The sequence below is a fragment of the Stenotrophomonas sp. YJH_SMC_65 genome, from assembly GCF_059369475.1.
On record NZ_JCAFSR010000001.1, the window covers coordinates 533,134 to 549,585 of the forward strand.

A 16,452-nucleotide genomic window follows, 5' to 3' on the forward strand; every position below is an offset into this window, starting at 1 on the left:
GACGGAAGGTTCCCGTTACTGCTTGTTCGAATCGGTGGCGGCCGGCTTGGCCGCATCGGCCTGTTCCGGCTTGGCCGCGTCGGCCGGTGCCTTGCCTGCCGCCGGTGCTGCGCCCGCCGGAGCGGCGCCGCCTGCGGCAGGCTTGCCGTTGGCGTCCTGCCCCGGGGTCCACGGCTTGGCCACCGCCGGTGCACCTTCCTTGACCTTCTGCACGCCGGCCACGATCACCTTGTCACCGGCGGCCAGGCCGTCGCTGACCAGCCAGTTGCCGTTCTGCGCGCCATCGGTCTTCACGTTCTTGCGCACCACCTTGCCGTCGGCACCGACCACCATCACGTAGCCGCCGGTGGTGTCACGCAGCAGCGCCTGCTGCGGCACCAGGTAGGCATTGTTGCGCTCGCCCAGGTTGGCCTGGAAGCTGACGAAGGCGCCCGGCAGCAGGATCTGCTGGGGGTTCGGCAGCAGCGCACGCAGCGACACCGCACCGGTGGCCGGGTCGACCGTGGTCGAGGAGAAGTCCAGCGTGCCCGGCTCACCATAGGTGCTGCCGTCGGCCAGCTTGACGTTGACCGTGGCCTTGCCGTCGCCGGACAGCGCCAGCGAGCCCTTGGCCTGCTGCGCGCGCAGCTGGGTCAGCTCATCCACGCTCAGCGAGAAGTTCACATACAGCGGGTCGAGCTGGTCAACGGTGGTCAGCAGGGTCACATCGCCCTGGCCGACCAGCGCGCCCTCGGTGACCTGCTGCTTGTTGGCCACGCCACTGATCGGCGCGGTCACTTCGGCGTAGCCCAGGTTGATCCGCGAAGAGGTCACTGCCGCTTCGGCCTGCTTGACGGCGGCCAGGGCGGTGCGCTCGGCCGATTCGGCGTTGTCCAGGTCGGACTTGGAGACGAACTGCTGCGGCGCCAGCGAGCGCGCGCGATCGGCGGCGACCTTGGCATTGGCGTAGGTGGCGCGGGCCGAAGCCAGCTGGGCCTCGGAGGCGTTGAGCGAGGCACGCAACGGCGCCGGGTCGATCAGGAACAGGGTCTGGCCCTGCTTGACCTGCGAACCTTCCTGGTAAACGCGCTTGAGCAGCACGCCGGGTACGCGTGCGCGGACGTCGGCGCTGCGGAACGGCGACAGGCGGCCGACCAGCTCGCGCTGCAGCGGCAGGGTCTGCGGCTTGGCGTCGATCACGCCCACCTCCGGCGGCGGGGGCGTCTGCTGTTCCGGCTTCTTGCAGGCAGCCAGCGCGACAGCAACGGCGCACGTCAAGGCAAGGGTGCGGAGTGGGGCGGTCATCAGGAGGAACTCCGGGGTTGGTTTGTAGACGGGGCCGGCGACGGCTGTGGCGCGAACGCGCGCAGGAAGCTGTCGACGGAGAACTCTGCCCAGCGCCGACGCAGGAGCGCGTCATCACGATGGGGGGTATGGAAGCGCTGTTTGTCGAAATCCTGACCGGCGATCATGCTCAGCAGCAGTTCGGCCATGAAGTGCGGGTCGTCATGCCGGAGCTGGCCTTGCATGCAAACGGTTTCAATCCATTCAGCAAGATGAAGCGTTAGCGCGCCGGCACCGTGCCGGTACAGCGTACGCGCCTCTTCGGGAAACTGGGCTGCCTCGGCTGCAATCAGCCGGCAGGCCTGTCCTACGTGCGGTTGGTTGAAATGCTCCAGGAAGTCGGTGGCGAACTGGAGAAGGCTGGCACGCAGGTCGTCACCGCGGAGTGCACGCAGCATGGCCCCGGTGGCGTGGCCGACGTGGCGCTGCATCACCCGGCGCAGCAGTTCCTGCTTGCTGCCGTAGCGCGAGTACAGGGTCTGCTTGGAGCAGCCGGCATGCTGGGCCACCGCGTCCATGCTCATCTGCATGCCCTGCTCGGCCAGCAGTCTGCGCACGGCATCGAACACGCGCTCATCGCGCGCGTCGAGGGCAACGGGGAGGTAGGCCGGGTTCACGCGGTGGACTATACCGTCCAGTTCAGGATTGTGGAATCGAATCGGCGTCGCCGCGTGCGTCTTCCGGTAACACGCTTTGCCGATCCTGTCGGCAGTGCTGAAGCAGGCGCCAGCTCCATACCGGAGCGAACTGAATAGGCGTCTAAACCGCAGCAAACCCGAATCTGCTTATTCCGTCCTGCAGCAAGGCCTTTTCGTGCGGTAGGGCTACAATTTCATTTTCCCAACTGAGCAAGCGCATCGCTCTGCCATGAAACCGCAAAAAACCGCAGCCAAGACCGTGAAAAACAAGACGAAACCAGCAGAGTCGGAGGTCGCAGTGACCGCTGGTTTCTCCCTGGAGCCGGTGTACACGGCCTTGCGCAAGCGCTACCCCGCGGCCGCACAGGCCGAAGCGGTGGCCTTCGCCACTGACTTCTACAAGCGCATGGAATCGGACGAGTTCCCGCACCACAGCGCTGAAGAGTGGGCCGCGCTCGCGGCTGAGACGCTGGAATTCGCCCGTGCCCGCAAGGCCGGCAAGGCCAACGTCCGCGTGTTCAATCCGACTGCGAAGGCCAACGGTTGGGAATCGCCGCACACCGTGCTGCAGATCGTCAACGACGACATGCCGTTCCTGGTGGATACCGTCACCATGTCGCTGGCCGAGCAGGGCGTGGGTGTCCACGTGCTGGGCCACCCGGTGCTGCGCTTCACCCGCGACAAGGCCGGCAAGCTGGTCAAGGTCGGCGAGGGCGATGCCGAGTCGGTGATGCTGCTGGAGATCGACCGCCAGCCGGCCGACGCCATGGCTGCCATCGAACAGGCCATCAACAAGGCGCTGGACGAAGTGCGTGCGATCGTGCGCGACTGGCAGCCGATGAAGGACAAGGCACTGGCGCTGGCCGACGACCTCGGCAGCCGCCAGCTGCCGGTCGACGACGCATCGCGCAAGGAAGCACAGGAGTTCCTGCGCTGGGCCGCCGACAACCACTTCACCTTCTTCGGCTACCGCGAATACCGCGTCGAGAAGCAGGGCAAGGAAGAGGTGCTGGCGCCGCTGAACGACACCGGCCTGGGCCTGATGCGCGGCAAGGACAAGTCCGCCGCCCGTCCGGTCAAGACCCTGGCCGCGCAGGGCCTGAACACCACGTCCGGTCTGAAGGATGCGCTGATCCTGACCAAGACCAATGCCCGTTCGCGCGTGCATCGCGCTGGCTACATGGATTACATCGGCGTGCTGGAATTCGACGCCAAGGGCAAGATCATCGGCGAGCAGCGCTTCCTCGGCCTGTTCACCTCCAGCGCCTACAACCGCCGCCCGTGGGAAATCCCGCTGGTGCGCCAGCGCCACGAGCACGTGATGAAGCAGTCGGGCCTGGCCCCGGCCAGCCACAGTGGCAAGGCCCTGCGCCACATCCTGGAAACCCTGCCGCGCGAAGAACTGTTCCAGTCCAGCGAGGACGAACTGTTCCGCACCGCGATGGGCGTGCTGGGCCTGCAGGAGCGCGTGCGCAGCCGCCTGTTCCTGCGCCGCGACAAGTACAGCCGTTTCATCTCCGCGCTGGTCTACCTGCCGCGTGAGCGCTTCAACACCGACGTGCGCCTGCGCATCGAAGCGATGCTGAAGGACGCGCTGCACGGCGAGTACGTCGACAGCTCGGTGGTGCTGGGCGAATCGCCGCTGGCCCAGGTGCACCTGATCGTGCGCCCGAAGCCGGGTGAGATGCTCGACGTCGATACCGCCGAACTGGAGCAGAAGCTGGCCCAGGTGCTGCGCAACTGGCAGGACGACCTGCGCGAAGCGCTGGTGGCCCGCCACGGCGAGACCGAAGGCCTGCGCATCGCCGCCCGTATCGGCAAGGCGCTGCCGGCCGGCTACATCGAAGACAACAGCACCGCGGTTGCCGCCAACGATGTCAGCCAGCTCGACGCCCTGACCGGCCCGGACGACCTGCGCCTGAGCCTGCAGGCCGTGCCGCGCGAAAGCGGTGATGGCCTGCGCCTGAAGCTGTATCGCCAGCTGGACGACATTCCGCTGTCGGACGCGCTGCCGATGATGGAAAACATGGGCCTGCGCGTGATCGCCGAGCGTCCGTACCGCCTGTCGGTCGACAACGCCCCGGTGTACGTGCAGGACTTCGAGGTCGAGTCGACCGCCGGCGCGATCGATGCCGCCAGTGTCGATGAAGCCTTCGGCGAGACCTTCGCCCGCGTCTGGCACGGCGATGCCGAGAACGACGGCTTCAACCGCCTGGTGCTGGCTGCCGGCCTGCACTGGCGCCAGGTGGCCATGCTGCGCGGCTACTGCAAGTACCTGCTGCAGACCGGCGTGCCGTTCTCCCAGGCCTACGTGGAAGGCACCTTCGCGCGCTACCCGCTGCTGGCCCGCCTGCTGGTCGAGCTGTTCGAAGCCCGCTTCGATCCGGCCACCGGCCACGAGAGCAAGGACGACATCGCCGCCGGCCAGGCCCAGCTGAAGGCCCACTTCGACGTGCTGGCTGCCGGTGACGATGCCACCTTGAAGGTGCTCAAGACCGTGGTCGACGCCCGCAAGGGTGACCGCGACGCGCAGATGCAGGCCGCGCGCGATGCGCTGCTGAAGCTGATGGACCGTGTGTCCAGCCTGGACGAGGACCGCATCCTGCGCTCGTTCATGGGCGTGATCGACGCGACCCTGCGTACCAGCTACTACCAGACCGATGCCAACGGCCAGCACGGCCATGTCATCAGCTTCAAGTTCGATTCGGCGCTGGTGCCGGACCTGCCGAAGCCGCGCCCGTACCGCGAGATCTTCGTCTACGGCCCGCGCGTGGAAGGTACCCACCTGCGCTTCGGCGCGGTCGCCCGTGGTGGCCTGCGCTGGTCGGACCGTCGCGAAGACTTCCGTACCGAAGTGCTGGGCCTGGTCAAGGCACAGATGGTCAAGAACACCGTCATCGTGCCGGTCGGCGCGAAGGGCGGCTTCTTCGCCAAGACCCCGCCGGTGAACGGCGACCGTGATGCGATCTTCGCCAACGGCGTGGCCTGCTACAAGCTGTTCATCCAGGGCCTGCTGGACATCACCGACAACATCGTCAACAACAAGATCGTGCCGCCGGTGGATGTCGTGCGCCACGACATGGACGATCCGTACCTGGTGGTGGCCGCCGACAAGGGCACTGCGACCTTCTCCGACATCGCCAACGGCTTGGCCATCGCGCACGGCTTCTGGATGGGCGATGCGTTCGCCTCCGGTGGTTCGGTCGGTTATGACCACAAGGGCATGGGCATCACCGCACGCGGTGCGTGGGAGTCGGTCAAACGCCACTTCCGTGCGCTGGGCCGTGACAGCCAGAGCCAGGACTTCACTGCGGTCGGCGTCGGCGACATGTCCGGCGACGTGTTCGGCAACGGCATGCTGCTGTCGCGCCACATCCGCCTGGTGGCTGCGTTCGATCACCGCCACATCTTCCTGGACCCGAACCCGGACGCGGCCACCACGTTCGTCGAACGTGAGCGCCTGTTCACCGTGCCGCGTTCGAGCTGGGCGGACTACGATGCCAAGCTGATCAGCAAGGGCGGCGGCGTGTACCCGCGCAGCCTGAAGTCGATCGAGATCACCCCGCAGGTGCGTGAAGCGCTGGGCCTGGACGAGAACGTCAAGGCGCTGTCGCCGAACGAGCTGATGAGCGCGATCCTGAAGGCACCGGTCGACCTGCTGTGGAACGGCGGCATCGGTACCTACGTCAAGGCCGCCAGCGAGCAGCACAGCGATGTCGGCGACCGTGCCAACAACGCGCTGCGCGTGAACGGTGGCGAGCTGCGCTGCAAGGTGGTGGGCGAGGGCGGCAACCTGGGCATGACCCAGCTGGGCCGCATCGAAGCCGCGCAGGCCGGCGTGCTGCTCAACACCGACTTCATCGACAACTCGGCCGGTGTCGACACCTCCGACCATGAAGTCAACATCAAGATCCTGCTCAACGATGTGGTGCGGGCCAAGAAGCTGACCGTCGAGCAGCGCAACAAGCTGCTGGCCTCGATGACCGATGAAGTCGCCGAGCTGGTGCTCAACGACAACTACCGCCAGAACCAGGCGCTGAGCCTGATGGAGCGGATGGCGGTCAAGCGCCTGGGTTCCAAGCAGCACTTCATCCGTACCCTGGAACAGCAGGGCCTGCTTGATCGCCAGATCGAGTTCCTGCCGTCCGATGCCGAGCTCTCGCAGCGCAAGGCGCGCGGCCAGGGCCTGACCCGTCCGGAGCTGTCGGTGCTGCTGTCCTACTCCAAGCTGGTGGCGTTCGCCCAGCTGCTGGATTCGGACATCCCGGAAGATCCGTACCTGTCCAAGGAACTGCAGCGCTACTTCCCGACCCCGCTGCAGAAGAAGTATGCCGACGCAATGGAGCGTCACCGCCTGAAGCGCGAAATCATCGCCACGGCCGTGACCAACCAGACCATCAACCGCATGGGCGCCACCTTCCTGATGCGCATGCAGGAAGACACCGGCCGTTCCATCGCCGAGGTCGCCAAGGCCTACACCATCAGCCGTGAAACGCTGGATGCACGCGCGCTGTGGGCGCAGATCGATGCCCTCGACGGCAAGGTGCCGGAGTCGGTGCAGATCGACGCCCTGGAAGTGATCTGGAAGCTGCAGCGCTCGTTCGTGCGCTGGCTGCTGTCGCGCCCCGGCGCGATGCCCGGCATCACCGAAGCGGTCAACCGCTACCAGGGCCCGTTCAACGACATCCGCGTTGCCTCGGGTGTGCTGCCGGATTCGCAGCGTCCGACCTACGAAGCCCTGGTGGCCGAGTGGAAGGAAAAGGGCCTGCCGTCCGCGCTGGCGCAGCAGCTGGCCGAACTGCACTTCCTGGAGCCGGCGTTCGACATCATCGAACTGGCCCGTACCCGCAAGCTGAAGCCGGTGGACGTGTCCAAGGTCCACTTCCGCCTGGGCGATGCCCTGCAGCTGCCGTGGCTGTTCGAGCAGGTCGATGCGCTGGAGGTCAATGGCCGTTGGCACGCGGTGGCACGTGGCGTGCTGCGTGACGAGCTGGCCGCCAACCACCGCAATCTGGCGGGCCAGGTGCTGGGTACCAAGGGCAGCAGTGCCGAAGCAAAGGTGGCGGCCTGGATGGGTCGCGACGACAGCAGCCTGCGCTTCACCCTGGCGATGCTGGCCGAACTGGCCGAGCAGAAGACCCTGGACTACCCGACCGTTTCGGTCGCGGTGCAGCGCCTGGGTCAGCTGGCCGCGCATGGTGCGTAAGCGCATTCGCGCTGACGCCCCACGGTTTGCCCTGCAAACCGTGGGCCCCATGCCAACCATGCTCCCAGACCCCCGCGCCGTTGGCGCGCCCCCCTGACTCAGGGGGGCTCCTGATCTGCAGCAGTTGGAGGAACGGCCCCGCGAAAGCGGGCCCGTTCTGCATTGCCGGGTAGTGCCGGCCGCTGGCCGGCAACCGCATGGACCACAATCGGGTGCAGCTGCCGGCCAGCGGCCGGCACTACCGGGTATGCTCTTGCTGGCACACCCACCCGGATCCACCGATGAGCGACACCCCCCGCATCGCTTTCCTGGCCAGCGCCACCGAACCTGCACAGATGGCCCGCGCCGCGATGGTCTCGCGTTATGGCGATCACGCGCCGGAGCAGGCCGACGTGCTGTGTCCGCTGGGGGGCGACGGCTTCATGCTGCAGACCCTGCATCGGCATGGGCACCTGGGCAAGCCGGTGTTCGGCATGAAGCTGGGCACCGTCGGCTTCCTGATGAACCAGTACCGCGGCGACGACGACGTGCAGGCCCGCATTGCGCGTGCCGAACCGGCCAACCTGCGCCCGCTGGAAATGGTGGCGCTGACCGAGTCGGGCACCAGTACCGGTTCGCTGGCCTACAACGATGTCTCGCTGCTGCGCCAGACCCGGCAGGCCGCGCATATCGGCATCGACCTCAACGGCCAGGAACGCGTGGCCGAGCTGATCGGTGACGGCGTGCTGGTGGCCACCCCGGCGGGCAGCACCGCCTACAACTATTCCGCGCATGGCCCGGTATTGCCGCTGGGCTCGCACACCATCGCGCTGACGCCGTTGGCCCCGTACCGGCCGCGTCGCTGGCGCGGGGCGATCCTCAAGGCCGATACCGAGGTGCGCTTCCGCGTGCTCGATCCGTACAAGCGCCCGGTCAGCGTCACGGCGGATTCGCACGAGACCCGCGACGTGGTCGAGGTGACCATCCGCGAGTCGAAGGACCGCCGCGTGACCCTGCTGTTCGACCCGGAGCACAACCTGGAAGACAGGATCCTGAGCGAACAGTTCGTTTTTTGAGGACAATGGGCGGCCGGCCCCGCCGACCGCTTGAAGGACCCCCACCGATGGGCGACAACTCCCCCCGCTTGCTGACCGTCGCGGTGACCTCGCGCGCGCTGTTCGACCTCGAGGAAAGCCATGCGCTGTTCGAAAGTGATGGCGTGGCGGCCTACGCCGAATTCCAGCGCCAGCACGAGGACGATATCCTCGGCCCCGGCGTGGCCTTCCCGGTGGTGCGCAAGCTGCTGGCGCTGAACCAGGGCGCCAGCCCGGAGAACCCGCGGGTCGAGGTGATCCTGCTGTCGCGCAACTCGGCCGATACCGGCCTGCGCATCTTCAATTCGATCCAGCACTATGGGCTGGGCATCATCCGCGCGACCTTCACCGCCGGCGAGCCGACCTGGCCGTACGTGAAGCCGTTCGGTACCGACCTGTTCCTGTCGGCCAACCCCGAATCGGTGCGCAGCGCGCTGCGTCATGGCATCGCGGCGGCAACCATCCTGCCCAAGCCGCCGGGCGAGACCGCTGCGGCAGCCGCCGACCAGATCGATACTGGTCGCCCGGCCGGCCAGCTGCGCATCGCCTTCGATGGTGACGCGGTGATCTTCGGTGACGAGAGCGAGCGCATCTCGCGCGAGCAGGGCGTGGAAGCGTTTGGCCGCCACGAGCGCGAGCGCGCGCGCGAGCCGCTCAGCGGCGGTCCCTTCCGTGGCTTCCTGTCGGCCCTGCATACGCTGCAGGAAGTGTTCCCGGCCGGCGAGAGCGCGCCGATCCGTACCGCGCTCGTCACCGCGCGTTCGGCACCGGCGCATGAGCGGGTGATCCGCACCCTGCGCGAGTGGGGCGTGCGCCTGGACGAGGCACTGTTCCTGGGCGGCCGTCACAAGGGCCCGTTCCTGCAGGCCTTCGGTGCCGACATCTTCTTCGACGATTCGCAGCACAACATCGACAGCGCCCGCGAGCATGTGGCCGCCGGCCACGTGCCGCACGGCGTCGCCAACGAGGGGTAGGGCGGACTCGACCGGTAGGTGCCAACCGTTGGTTGGCACTGCCTAGGACCCATGCCCACCAAGGTGGGCATCTACCACAGCGAGATGCCCACCAAGGTGGGCATCTACCAGAGCCACATGCCCCGGTAGTTGCCAACCTTGGTTGGCGCTGCCGTCAGGCCACGGGTCCGATCAAGGGCTGCCCGACATTCCCAGCTGCAGGTCCACCACCTTCCAGCGCAGGCCCTGCGGCTCCAGCACCACCTTCAACGGTGGCTGGCCGGGGCCGCGATCGACGTCGATCACGAATCGGTCCAGTGCCTCGAAATGATGCTCGGCATGCTTCAGCGGCCGCGCCGGTTCGGTCGCACCGAAGGCATCGCCGCCCTGCAGTTCATTGCGGCCACGCTTCCACAGCACGAGGCCCTGCAGCATCGCGCCGATCCCGGTCGGGGTCACCATGGTCTCCACTGCGGCACCGCCAAGCTGGTCGCCCAGCCCATAGAGCAGGGCGCCGAACGGGCTGGATGCCACGTCGGGGCCGGCCTGGCGCACCAGGTAGTCGTTGAGCTGCGCACGCAGGCTGCTGCGCACGCGCGGGAAGTCGACGTAACGCTCCAGTCGGGCGGTGTCGCGCTGCTCGATGGCCCTGGACAGGCCATTGACGGTCATGTAGGGGCCGCCGAACCACCAGGCGGCGACGGCCAGGACCAGCAGCACACTGAGTGCGGTGAGTTTCTTCATGCCGACCAGACTGCCGCAATGGCGGCAGTGCCGGGTGAAGACTCAATGACTGGGCGAGCCACGGCCGTCACCGAAGGCATCGACCAGCTGTTGCCGTTCGGCCGGGGTCAGCGCTTCCAGCCGCGTCGCCAGCACCTCGTCGAGGCTGCGGGTGCGGGTGGTGCCAAGGATGCCGCTGGCCACGCCGGGATGGCCCAGCGCATAGGCGAAGGCGGTCTGGGCCGGGCGTTGGCTGCGGATCGCGGCCACTGCCCGGCGCATCTGGCGGGCACTGCGCATCAGCTGGCGGCTGCTGGGCTTCAGCCAGGCGCGCGCCAGGTACCAGCCATCGGCCAGCCGTGGCAGGCGCGGGCGGGCGGGCAGCAGGTGGCCCTGCGCCAGCACGGTCCCGGCCAGCACGCCGATGCCCACCGCCTGCAACTGGTCGATCAGCGGTTCGCGGTCCTGCTGCAGGGCGTTGTAGTCCAGCAGCACCACATCGAAGGCGTCGGGATGGGCGATCATCCAGCGCAGGGTCGAGGCCGAGTGGGTGTTGATGCCGGTGTGCCGGATCAACCCGCGTTCGCGCAGGCGCTGCAGCGCGGCCAGCAGGTCGTCGTTGATGTCGTGCTCGCTGGCGCCATGCAACTGGTAGATGTCCAGGTGATCCAGGCCGAGATTGCGCAGCGAAGCCTCGCAGCTGGCGATGATGGCTGCCGGGGAGAAATTGCGTTGCTCGGCGCCGCTGACGCCGGCCTGGCCGGTCAGCGTGCCGCCTTTGCTGGAAATCACCAGCGCGTCGCGCGGGTATTGTTTCAGCAACGGGCGCAGGATGCGGCCCAGCCGCGGCTCGGCGTGGAAACCGGAGTAGTTGTGGCCGGTGTCCAACAGGTTCACGCCCTGTGCCAGTGCATGCTCGACCACGTTCGCGGCCGATTGTTCCGGGAATCGGCGATGCCCCCAGAAGCCGGAACAGCCCAGGCCCACCGGCGAAACCGCCAGGCCGGTGCGGCCCAGCGTGCGGCGTTGCTGTGCCAATGGCATCAGAATTCCAGGTCCAGCGCCGCGCACAGGTAGTCGACGAACGGGCCGAGCGCGGCCAGATCCTTGCCCAGCGTGGACAGCAGGCGCGGACCGGTCATGGTGGCGTCGTCCAGCGAGCGCCACATCACCCAGTTGCGGTGCTTGAGGTCGTCGATGAACTCGAAGTCGGCGGGGAAGCCACGCGGCGGACGCACCAGCTTTTCGCTCTCCTCGAAATCGAAGCGCTTGCGCAGGCCCGGTGCGTGCGCGGCGGCCTTCCAGCTGCCCGGGTTGTCGAGGATGAAGTGGCGCACGCGGCGCTGGGTTTCCGGTTCCGGATGCCACAGGCCGGCACCGACGAAGCTCTCGCCCGGCTGCAGGTGCACGTAGAACGAAGGCGCGGCTACTTCACGGCGGCGCTCATGGAACAGGCGTGCGCCCTGCCAGGTCTTGTACGGTGACTTGTCGTTGGAGAAGCGCGCGTCGCGGTGGATGCGGAACAGCGAGCCGCCGACGCCGCGCGTATCGGCACGGAAGTGTTCGCTGACCTCGGCCAGGGCCGGTTGCAGGTCGCCCAGCAGGCGCAGGAACGGCTGCCGTACGTGGTCTTCATACTGCTGGCGGTGGTCGTTGAACCAGGCCTTGTCGTTGTGCCGCGCCAGGCTGCGCAGGAACCTGAAACTGGCGTCCGAGAAGTAGGTGCTCACAGTGTCTCCTGCAGGTGCTGGCCCCAGTCGCGCAGCGATTGCAGCAGGGCCTGGCGCCGCGCATCGTCGGGCGCTTCGGCGGCCAGTGCATCGAGCTGCTGCCGGTACTGGGGCAGGTTGAGTTCGCCCAGCCCGCCGTCGCCGAGCAGGCGCTGGCGGCGGTAATCCTGCCAGCGCTGGCGTTCCGCCGGCGCGAGGCTGTCGGGGTGGTTGCGCGCGCGGTAGCGGAACAGCAGCTCCGGCAGGCGCGGGTCGCGGAAACGGCCTTCCAGCGCGGCCAGCTGCTCGGGCGCGGTGGTGCGTGCCAGCGCAAGCAGCGGTTTGTCGCCGTTGCCGAGGAAACCGTCGTACAGCGAGGCATCGACGTCGGCCACGGTGGCGACGCGGGGCTGGTTGTAGACCTGGCGCGCCTTCTCGGCCAGCTGCGGGGCGAACGCGCGCAGCCGTTCCACCTTGGCCTCGATCGCGGCCACGTCCAGGCCGAGGCGCGCGTGGTCATCGGCGCGCAGGTGGTTCCAGGCGATCAGCGCTGGCACCTTGTTCAGATGCACTTCCTTCAGCGGCACCCGCGCCACGCCTTCGGGCAGCTCGCTGGCGCGCAGGTAAAGGCGCTGTGCGATCACCTCGGCCGGCAGTTCCAGCAGGTCGTCGATCTCGCCTTCCAGGTCGAACACGATCACCCGGTTGTTGATGGTGGGGTGCACGGCCAGCGGCAGTACTGGCGCCGCGCACAGGCGACTGGCCGGGTAGCGCATGGAAATGTGCAGTACCGGCTTCATCGCGGCCACGTCCAGCAGGCCGCCGACGAAGCGCTTGTCACGCAGCTTCAGCGCGTACTCCCACAGGCGCGGCTGCGACTGCTTGAACAGGCGTGCCATGCCGATGGTGGCACGTACGTCGGACAGCGCTTCGTGCGCATCGCCCTCGCGCACGTTGTTGGCCTCGGCCAGGTGCTCGAGCTTGAACGAGGTGGCGCCGTCCTCGCGCAGCGGCCACTTGATGCCGTCCGGACGCATCGCGCGCATCAGGCGCAGCATGTCCAGCAGGTCCCAGCGCGAATTGCCGTTGCGCCACTCGCGCTCGTACGGGTCGTGGAAATTGCGGAACAGCCCGTAGCGGACGAATTCATCGTCAAAGCGCAGCGTGTTATAGCCCAGCGCGCAGGTGCCGGGGCGCGACAGCTGTTCGTTGATGCGGTCGAAGGCCTCGGCCTCGCTGATGCCCTCGGCCAGGGCCTGCTGCGGGGTGATGCCGGTAACCAGGGTGGCCATCGGCGAGGGCAGCAGGTCATCGGCCGGGCGCACGAAGAAGCTGACCGGCGTATCGATCTCGTTGAGGTCGGCATCGGTACGGATCGCGGCGTACTGCGAGATGCGCGTGCGCCGCGGGTCCTGGCCGAAGGTTTCCAGGTCGTAGAACAGGAAGCTGTCGGCCATCAGTGCGCGCCCTCCAGGACCGGCAGCTGCGCGTGGATCTGCGCTTCCAGCGCGGCCCAGTCGATGTTGTCCAGTGAATCGTGACCGGTGGTGGCGGCCACCAGCATGTCGCGTTGCAGTTCGGTGCGGCGCAGCGCCTCGGCGTACGGTGTGTGCAGGAAGGTGACCATCGTGTAGTGCGGCACGAAGCGGGTCGGCCAGCGCCGCTGCAGTTCCTGCTCCAGTTCGCGCTGCAGCAGGAACGCAGGATCGGCGACACGGTCGCGCATCTCCAGGTAGTTCTCCAGCGCCATCTGCTGGATGGCACGTGCATTCGGCTTGCGCTCGGCTTCGAACGCGGCGAACGCGCCTTCCAGGTCATCCGCTTCCATCAGGTGGCGGGCCAGCGCAACGCAGTCCTCGAACGCGCAGTTCATGCCTTGGCCGTGGAACGGCACCATCGCATGCGCGGCATCGCCGATCAGTACGGCGCGACCGTGCTGGTGCCAGCGCTCCAGGGTGAGCGTGCCGAGCAGCCCCGGCGGGTGCTGTTCCCAGTCCGCGCGCAGGTTCGGGATCAACGGCAGGGTGTCGGCGAACTCCCGCGCGAACAGCGCCTCGGCCTGCGCGCCGGTGTTGACCGTGGCGAAGCTGGGATCGCCCTGGTTGGGAAGGAACAGGGTGACGGTGAAGGTGCCTTCGTGGTTGGGCAGGGCGATGCACATGTAATGGCCGCGTGGCCAGATGTGCAGCGCATTGCGCTCGATGCGGAAGCTGCCGTCGGCGGCCGGAGGGATCTCCAGCTCCTTGTAGGAGTGGTCGAGGAAGGCGATGTCCTCGCCCAGCGGGGCACGGCGGTTCATCGCTGCGCGCAGGGCCGAACCGGCGCCGTCGGCACCGATCAGGGTGTCGAAGCGGATGTCGTGCGGGCTGTCGTCGCGGTCATCGATGAAACGCGCGTAACCGGCGTCGAAATCAACGGTGTGCAGGCGCCGATGGAAGTGCACGGTGGCGCCGGCCTGCTCGGCCAGTTCCAGCAACGTGGTGTTCAGATCGCTGCGGTGGATCGACCAGATCACTTCGCTGTCATCACGGCCATAGCGCTGCAGCTGCGGTTCGCCGTCGCGGGGGTGCACCATGCGGCCGCGCATCATCACCGCGCGTGCCATCACTTCGTCCTCCACACCCGCCTGGCGCAGCGCATTGCGCCCACGCTCGGCCAATGCCAGGTTGATCGAGCGGCCACTCTCGTAATCAGCCACGCGCGGATCACCGCGGCGTTCGTACAGGGTGATGCGCCAGCCTTGCCGCGACAGCAGGATGGCCAGCAGGGACCCGGCCAGGCCGGCACCGATAATGCTCAACGAGCGGGAAGCATGTGCGATCAACGAACTGTCCAGCAGCAGGGGAGGGACCGGCTCAAAGGCCGGCCCAGGCTTCCACTTCCTCGACGAAGTGGTGCACGTCCAGGTAGCGGTTGTAGAGCGGGGTGGGCGAGATGCGGATCACGTCGGGTTCGCGCCAGTCGCCGAGCACACCGATGCCGCGCAGGTGCTCGAACAGTGCGCGGCCACGCTCGCGGCCACCGATCACGCGCAGCGACAACTGGCAGCCGCGGCGCTGCGGATCGGCCGGGGTGATGATGTCCAGCACCTGCGGCAGGCGTGCGCGCACCAGCGCTTCGAGCATGCCGGTGAGCGCCAGCGATTTGCTGCGCAGCGCCTCCATGCCGGCGCGCTCGAACAGGTCCAGCGAGGCACGCAGCGGTGCCAGGCCGAGGATCGGTGGATTGCTCAGCTGCCAACCCTCGGCGCCGATGGCCGGGGTGAACTGCGGCGCCATCTGGAAACGGGTGGCTTCCTCATGGCCCCACCAGCCAGCAAAGCGCGGCAGGGTGGTATCGCGGTGGTGGCGCTCGTGCACGAAGGCGCCAGCCACTGCGCCCGGGCCGCTGTTGAGGTACTTGTAATGGCACCACACGGCGAAATCGGGGGCCACGTCATGCAGGCGCAGCGGCAGGTTGCCGACCGAGTGCGCCAGGTCGAAGCCGATGCGTGCGCCCTGCAGGCGGGCGGCGCGGGTGATCGCATCGAGGTCGAAGGCCTGGCCGGTGCGGTACTGCACGCCAGGCCACAGCACCAGCGCCAGGCGCGGGCCGTGTTCGGTCATGGCGCGCTCGATGGCGTTCAGTGAAATCGTGCCGTTGGCTTCGTCCGGCTGCACTTCCACCAGGCACTCGGCCGGGTCGAAGCCATGGAAGCGGATCTGGGCTTCCACTGCGTGGCGATCGGTCGGGAACGCGCCGGCTTCCATCAGGATCACCGGGCGCTGCGTGGTCGGCCGGTAGAAGCTGACCATCATCAGATGCAGGTTTACGCTCAGCGTGTTCATCGCCACCACTTCGCTGGGCAGCGCGCCAACCACGCGGGCCAGCTGCGCGCTCACCAGGCGGTGGTAGGACAGCCATTGCGTCGGGCCGGTGAAGTGGCCTTCCACCGCCAGTTCGCCCCACTGCTTCATCACTTCCTGCACCGCTGCCTGCGCGCCGCGCGGCTGCAGGCCCAGCGAGTTGCCCACGAAGTAGGTCTGCTCGCCGCCCTCATGGCGCGGAATCAGGAATTCACTGCGCAGCGGGCGCAGCGGATCGGCGGCGTCCAGGGCGATGGCGTGGGTGCGGCTGAGCAGGTCGGACATGGTCGGGCAACAGGCTGCAACGGGACCGCCAGTGTAGCGCTTGGGATGGTGGGACCGACGCCCTGAACGCCTGCGCGCCGGTTGAACTGTAGAGCCGAGCCCATGCTCGGCTTCGCGGCCCGGCAGCCGAGCATGGGCTCGGCTCTACAAGGGCCATGCCCGGCGACCGTTCAGCCCACCGCCGGCGCCGGCAGCGGATCCACGTGCCCGCACTGGCTGCAGGTACGCAGCTCCAGGCTGGCGTGGTAGCGCGCAAACACCTTGGGCAGGTCGGTCTCGATGTTCTGCAGCGGGAAGAACTCTTCGTGCAGCTTGTGGTTGCAGCGCTCGCAGTGCCAGATCACGCCGTCCATCTCGTGCGGCAGGCGCTTGCGCTCGACCACCAGGCCGATGCCACCGGGCGGGCGGCGCGGCGAGTGCGGAACCTTTGCCGGCAGCAGGAAGATCTCGCCGGCGCGGATCGGGATGTCGCGCACCGCGCCGTCTTCCTGCACCTTCAGCACCATCTCGCCTTCGAGCTGGTAGAACCACTCGGGGCCTTCGTCGTAGTGATAGTCGGTGCGCGAATTCGGCCCGCCGACCACCATCACGATGAAATCGCCGTTGTCGATCATCTTGTTGCCCACCGGCGGCTTCAGCAGGTGGCGGTTCTCTTCGATCCAGGCGTGCAGGTTGATCGGCGAAGCGAGCATGATGG

General features: G+C 67.6%; 12 protein-coding genes. 3 read left to right on the forward strand and 9 right to left on the reverse strand.

What is annotated here, in order from left to right:
- Positions 1-15 precede the first annotated feature (15 nt).
- Both AC5P7A_RS02410 and AC5P7A_RS02415 read right to left on the reverse strand, forming a co-directional pair.
- Positions 16-1,284, reverse strand: coding sequence for an efflux RND transporter periplasmic adaptor subunit (locus tag AC5P7A_RS02410; RefSeq protein ID WP_032962064.1), 1,269 nt, complete (start codon positions 1,282-1,284; stop codon positions 16-18).
- Positions 1,284-1,940: a TetR/AcrR family transcriptional regulator gene (locus AC5P7A_RS02415; protein WP_046431559.1), complete on the reverse strand. Its 657-nt coding sequence runs from the start codon at positions 1,938-1,940 to the stop codon at positions 1,284-1,286. Before AC5P7A_RS02415 ends, AC5P7A_RS02410 begins: the two co-directional genes overlap by 1 nt.
- 250 nt (positions 1,941-2,190) lie before the next feature.
- Between AC5P7A_RS02415 and AC5P7A_RS02420 the strand changes: the two genes are divergently transcribed.
- The 3 genes from AC5P7A_RS02420 (at position 2,191) to AC5P7A_RS02430 (ending at position 9,214) form a co-directional block, all read left to right on the forward strand.
- On the forward strand, positions 2,191-7,167 hold the full coding sequence (locus AC5P7A_RS02420; RefSeq protein ID WP_046431556.1) for an NAD-glutamate dehydrogenase: 4,977 nt from the start codon (positions 2,191-2,193) through the stop codon (positions 7,165-7,167).
- Positions 7,168-7,448: 281 nt separating this feature from the next.
- The gene (locus AC5P7A_RS02425; protein ID WP_032962058.1) at positions 7,449-8,222 is read left to right on the forward strand and encodes an NAD kinase; all 774 of its coding nucleotides are present in this window, start codon (positions 7,449-7,451) and stop codon (positions 8,220-8,222) included.
- A gap of 47 nt (positions 8,223-8,269) precedes the next feature.
- Positions 8,270-9,214, forward strand: a complete 945-nt coding sequence (locus tag AC5P7A_RS02430) for a 5'-nucleotidase (protein WP_005410242.1) — start codon at positions 8,270-8,272, stop codon at positions 9,212-9,214.
- A gap of 171 nt (positions 9,215-9,385) precedes the next feature.
- Here the strand turns inward: AC5P7A_RS02430 and AC5P7A_RS02435 are convergent, their stop codons facing one another.
- From AC5P7A_RS02435 to AC5P7A_RS02465, 7 genes are all read right to left on the reverse strand, one after another.
- Positions 9,386-9,937, reverse strand: a complete 552-nt coding sequence (locus AC5P7A_RS02435) for a DUF2939 domain-containing protein (RefSeq protein ID WP_495219854.1) — start codon at positions 9,935-9,937, stop codon at positions 9,386-9,388.
- Positions 9,938-9,979: 42 nt separating this feature from the next.
- Entirely contained in the window at positions 9,980-10,960 is a 981-nt protein-coding gene (locus AC5P7A_RS02440) for an aldo/keto reductase (protein ID WP_014647671.1), read from the reverse strand.
- Positions 10,960-11,646 (reverse strand): DUF2461 domain-containing protein, encoded by a 687-nt coding sequence (locus AC5P7A_RS02445; protein WP_032962055.1) that lies wholly within the window; start codon positions 11,644-11,646, stop codon positions 10,960-10,962. The genes AC5P7A_RS02440 and AC5P7A_RS02445 overlap by 1 nt, the downstream gene beginning before the upstream one ends.
- On the reverse strand, positions 11,643-13,082 hold the full coding sequence (gene sbcB, locus AC5P7A_RS02450; RefSeq protein ID WP_164077092.1) for an exodeoxyribonuclease I: 1,440 nt from the start codon (positions 13,080-13,082) through the stop codon (positions 11,643-11,645). The genes AC5P7A_RS02445 and sbcB overlap by 4 nt, the downstream gene beginning before the upstream one ends.
- On the reverse strand, positions 13,082-14,449 hold the full coding sequence (locus tag AC5P7A_RS02455; protein ID WP_014647668.1) for an FAD-dependent oxidoreductase: 1,368 nt from the start codon (positions 14,447-14,449) through the stop codon (positions 13,082-13,084). Before AC5P7A_RS02455 ends, sbcB begins: the two co-directional genes overlap by 1 nt.
- A gap of 31 nt (positions 14,450-14,480) precedes the next feature.
- Positions 14,481-15,755, reverse strand: a complete 1,275-nt coding sequence (gene kynU, locus AC5P7A_RS02460; RefSeq protein WP_014647667.1) for a kynureninase — start codon at positions 15,753-15,755, stop codon at positions 14,481-14,483.
- A 170-nt stretch (positions 15,756-15,925) separates the two neighbouring features.
- Positions 15,926-16,447: a 3-hydroxyanthranilate 3,4-dioxygenase gene (locus AC5P7A_RS02465; RefSeq protein ID WP_049442510.1), complete on the reverse strand. Its 522-nt coding sequence runs from the start codon at positions 16,445-16,447 to the stop codon at positions 15,926-15,928.
- Between the last annotated feature and the right edge of the window lie 5 nt (positions 16,448-16,452).

Excerpts from the sequence above, each read along its gene's own strand:
- AC5P7A_RS02465 (WP_049442510.1), bottom strand. The coding sequence starts at position 16,447 with ATGCTCGCTTCGCCGATCAACCTGCACGCCTGGATCGAAGAGAACCGC.
- sbcB (WP_164077092.1), bottom strand. The coding sequence starts at position 13,082 with ATGGCCGACAGCTTCCTGTTCTACGACCTGGAAACCTTCGGCCAGGAC.
- AC5P7A_RS02420 (WP_046431556.1), top strand. The coding sequence starts at position 2,191 with ATGAAACCGCAAAAAACCGCAGCCAAGACCGTGAAAAACAAGACGAAA.
- AC5P7A_RS02435 (WP_495219854.1), bottom strand. The coding sequence starts at position 9,937 with ATGAAGAAACTCACCGCACTCAGTGTGCTGCTGGTCCTGGCCGTCGCC.
- AC5P7A_RS02430 (WP_005410242.1), top strand. The coding sequence starts at position 8,270 with ATGGGCGACAACTCCCCCCGCTTGCTGACCGTCGCGGTGACCTCGCGC.
- AC5P7A_RS02425 (WP_032962058.1), top strand. The coding sequence starts at position 7,449 with ATGAGCGACACCCCCCGCATCGCTTTCCTGGCCAGCGCCACCGAACCT.
- AC5P7A_RS02410 (WP_032962064.1), bottom strand. The coding sequence starts at position 1,284 with ATGACCGCCCCACTCCGCACCCTTGCCTTGACGTGCGCCGTTGCTGTC.
- kynU (WP_014647667.1), bottom strand. The coding sequence starts at position 15,755 with ATGTCCGACCTGCTCAGCCGCACCCACGCCATCGCCCTGGACGCCGCC.
- AC5P7A_RS02440 (WP_014647671.1), bottom strand. The coding sequence starts at position 10,960 with ATGCCATTGGCACAGCAACGCCGCACGCTGGGCCGCACCGGCCTGGCG.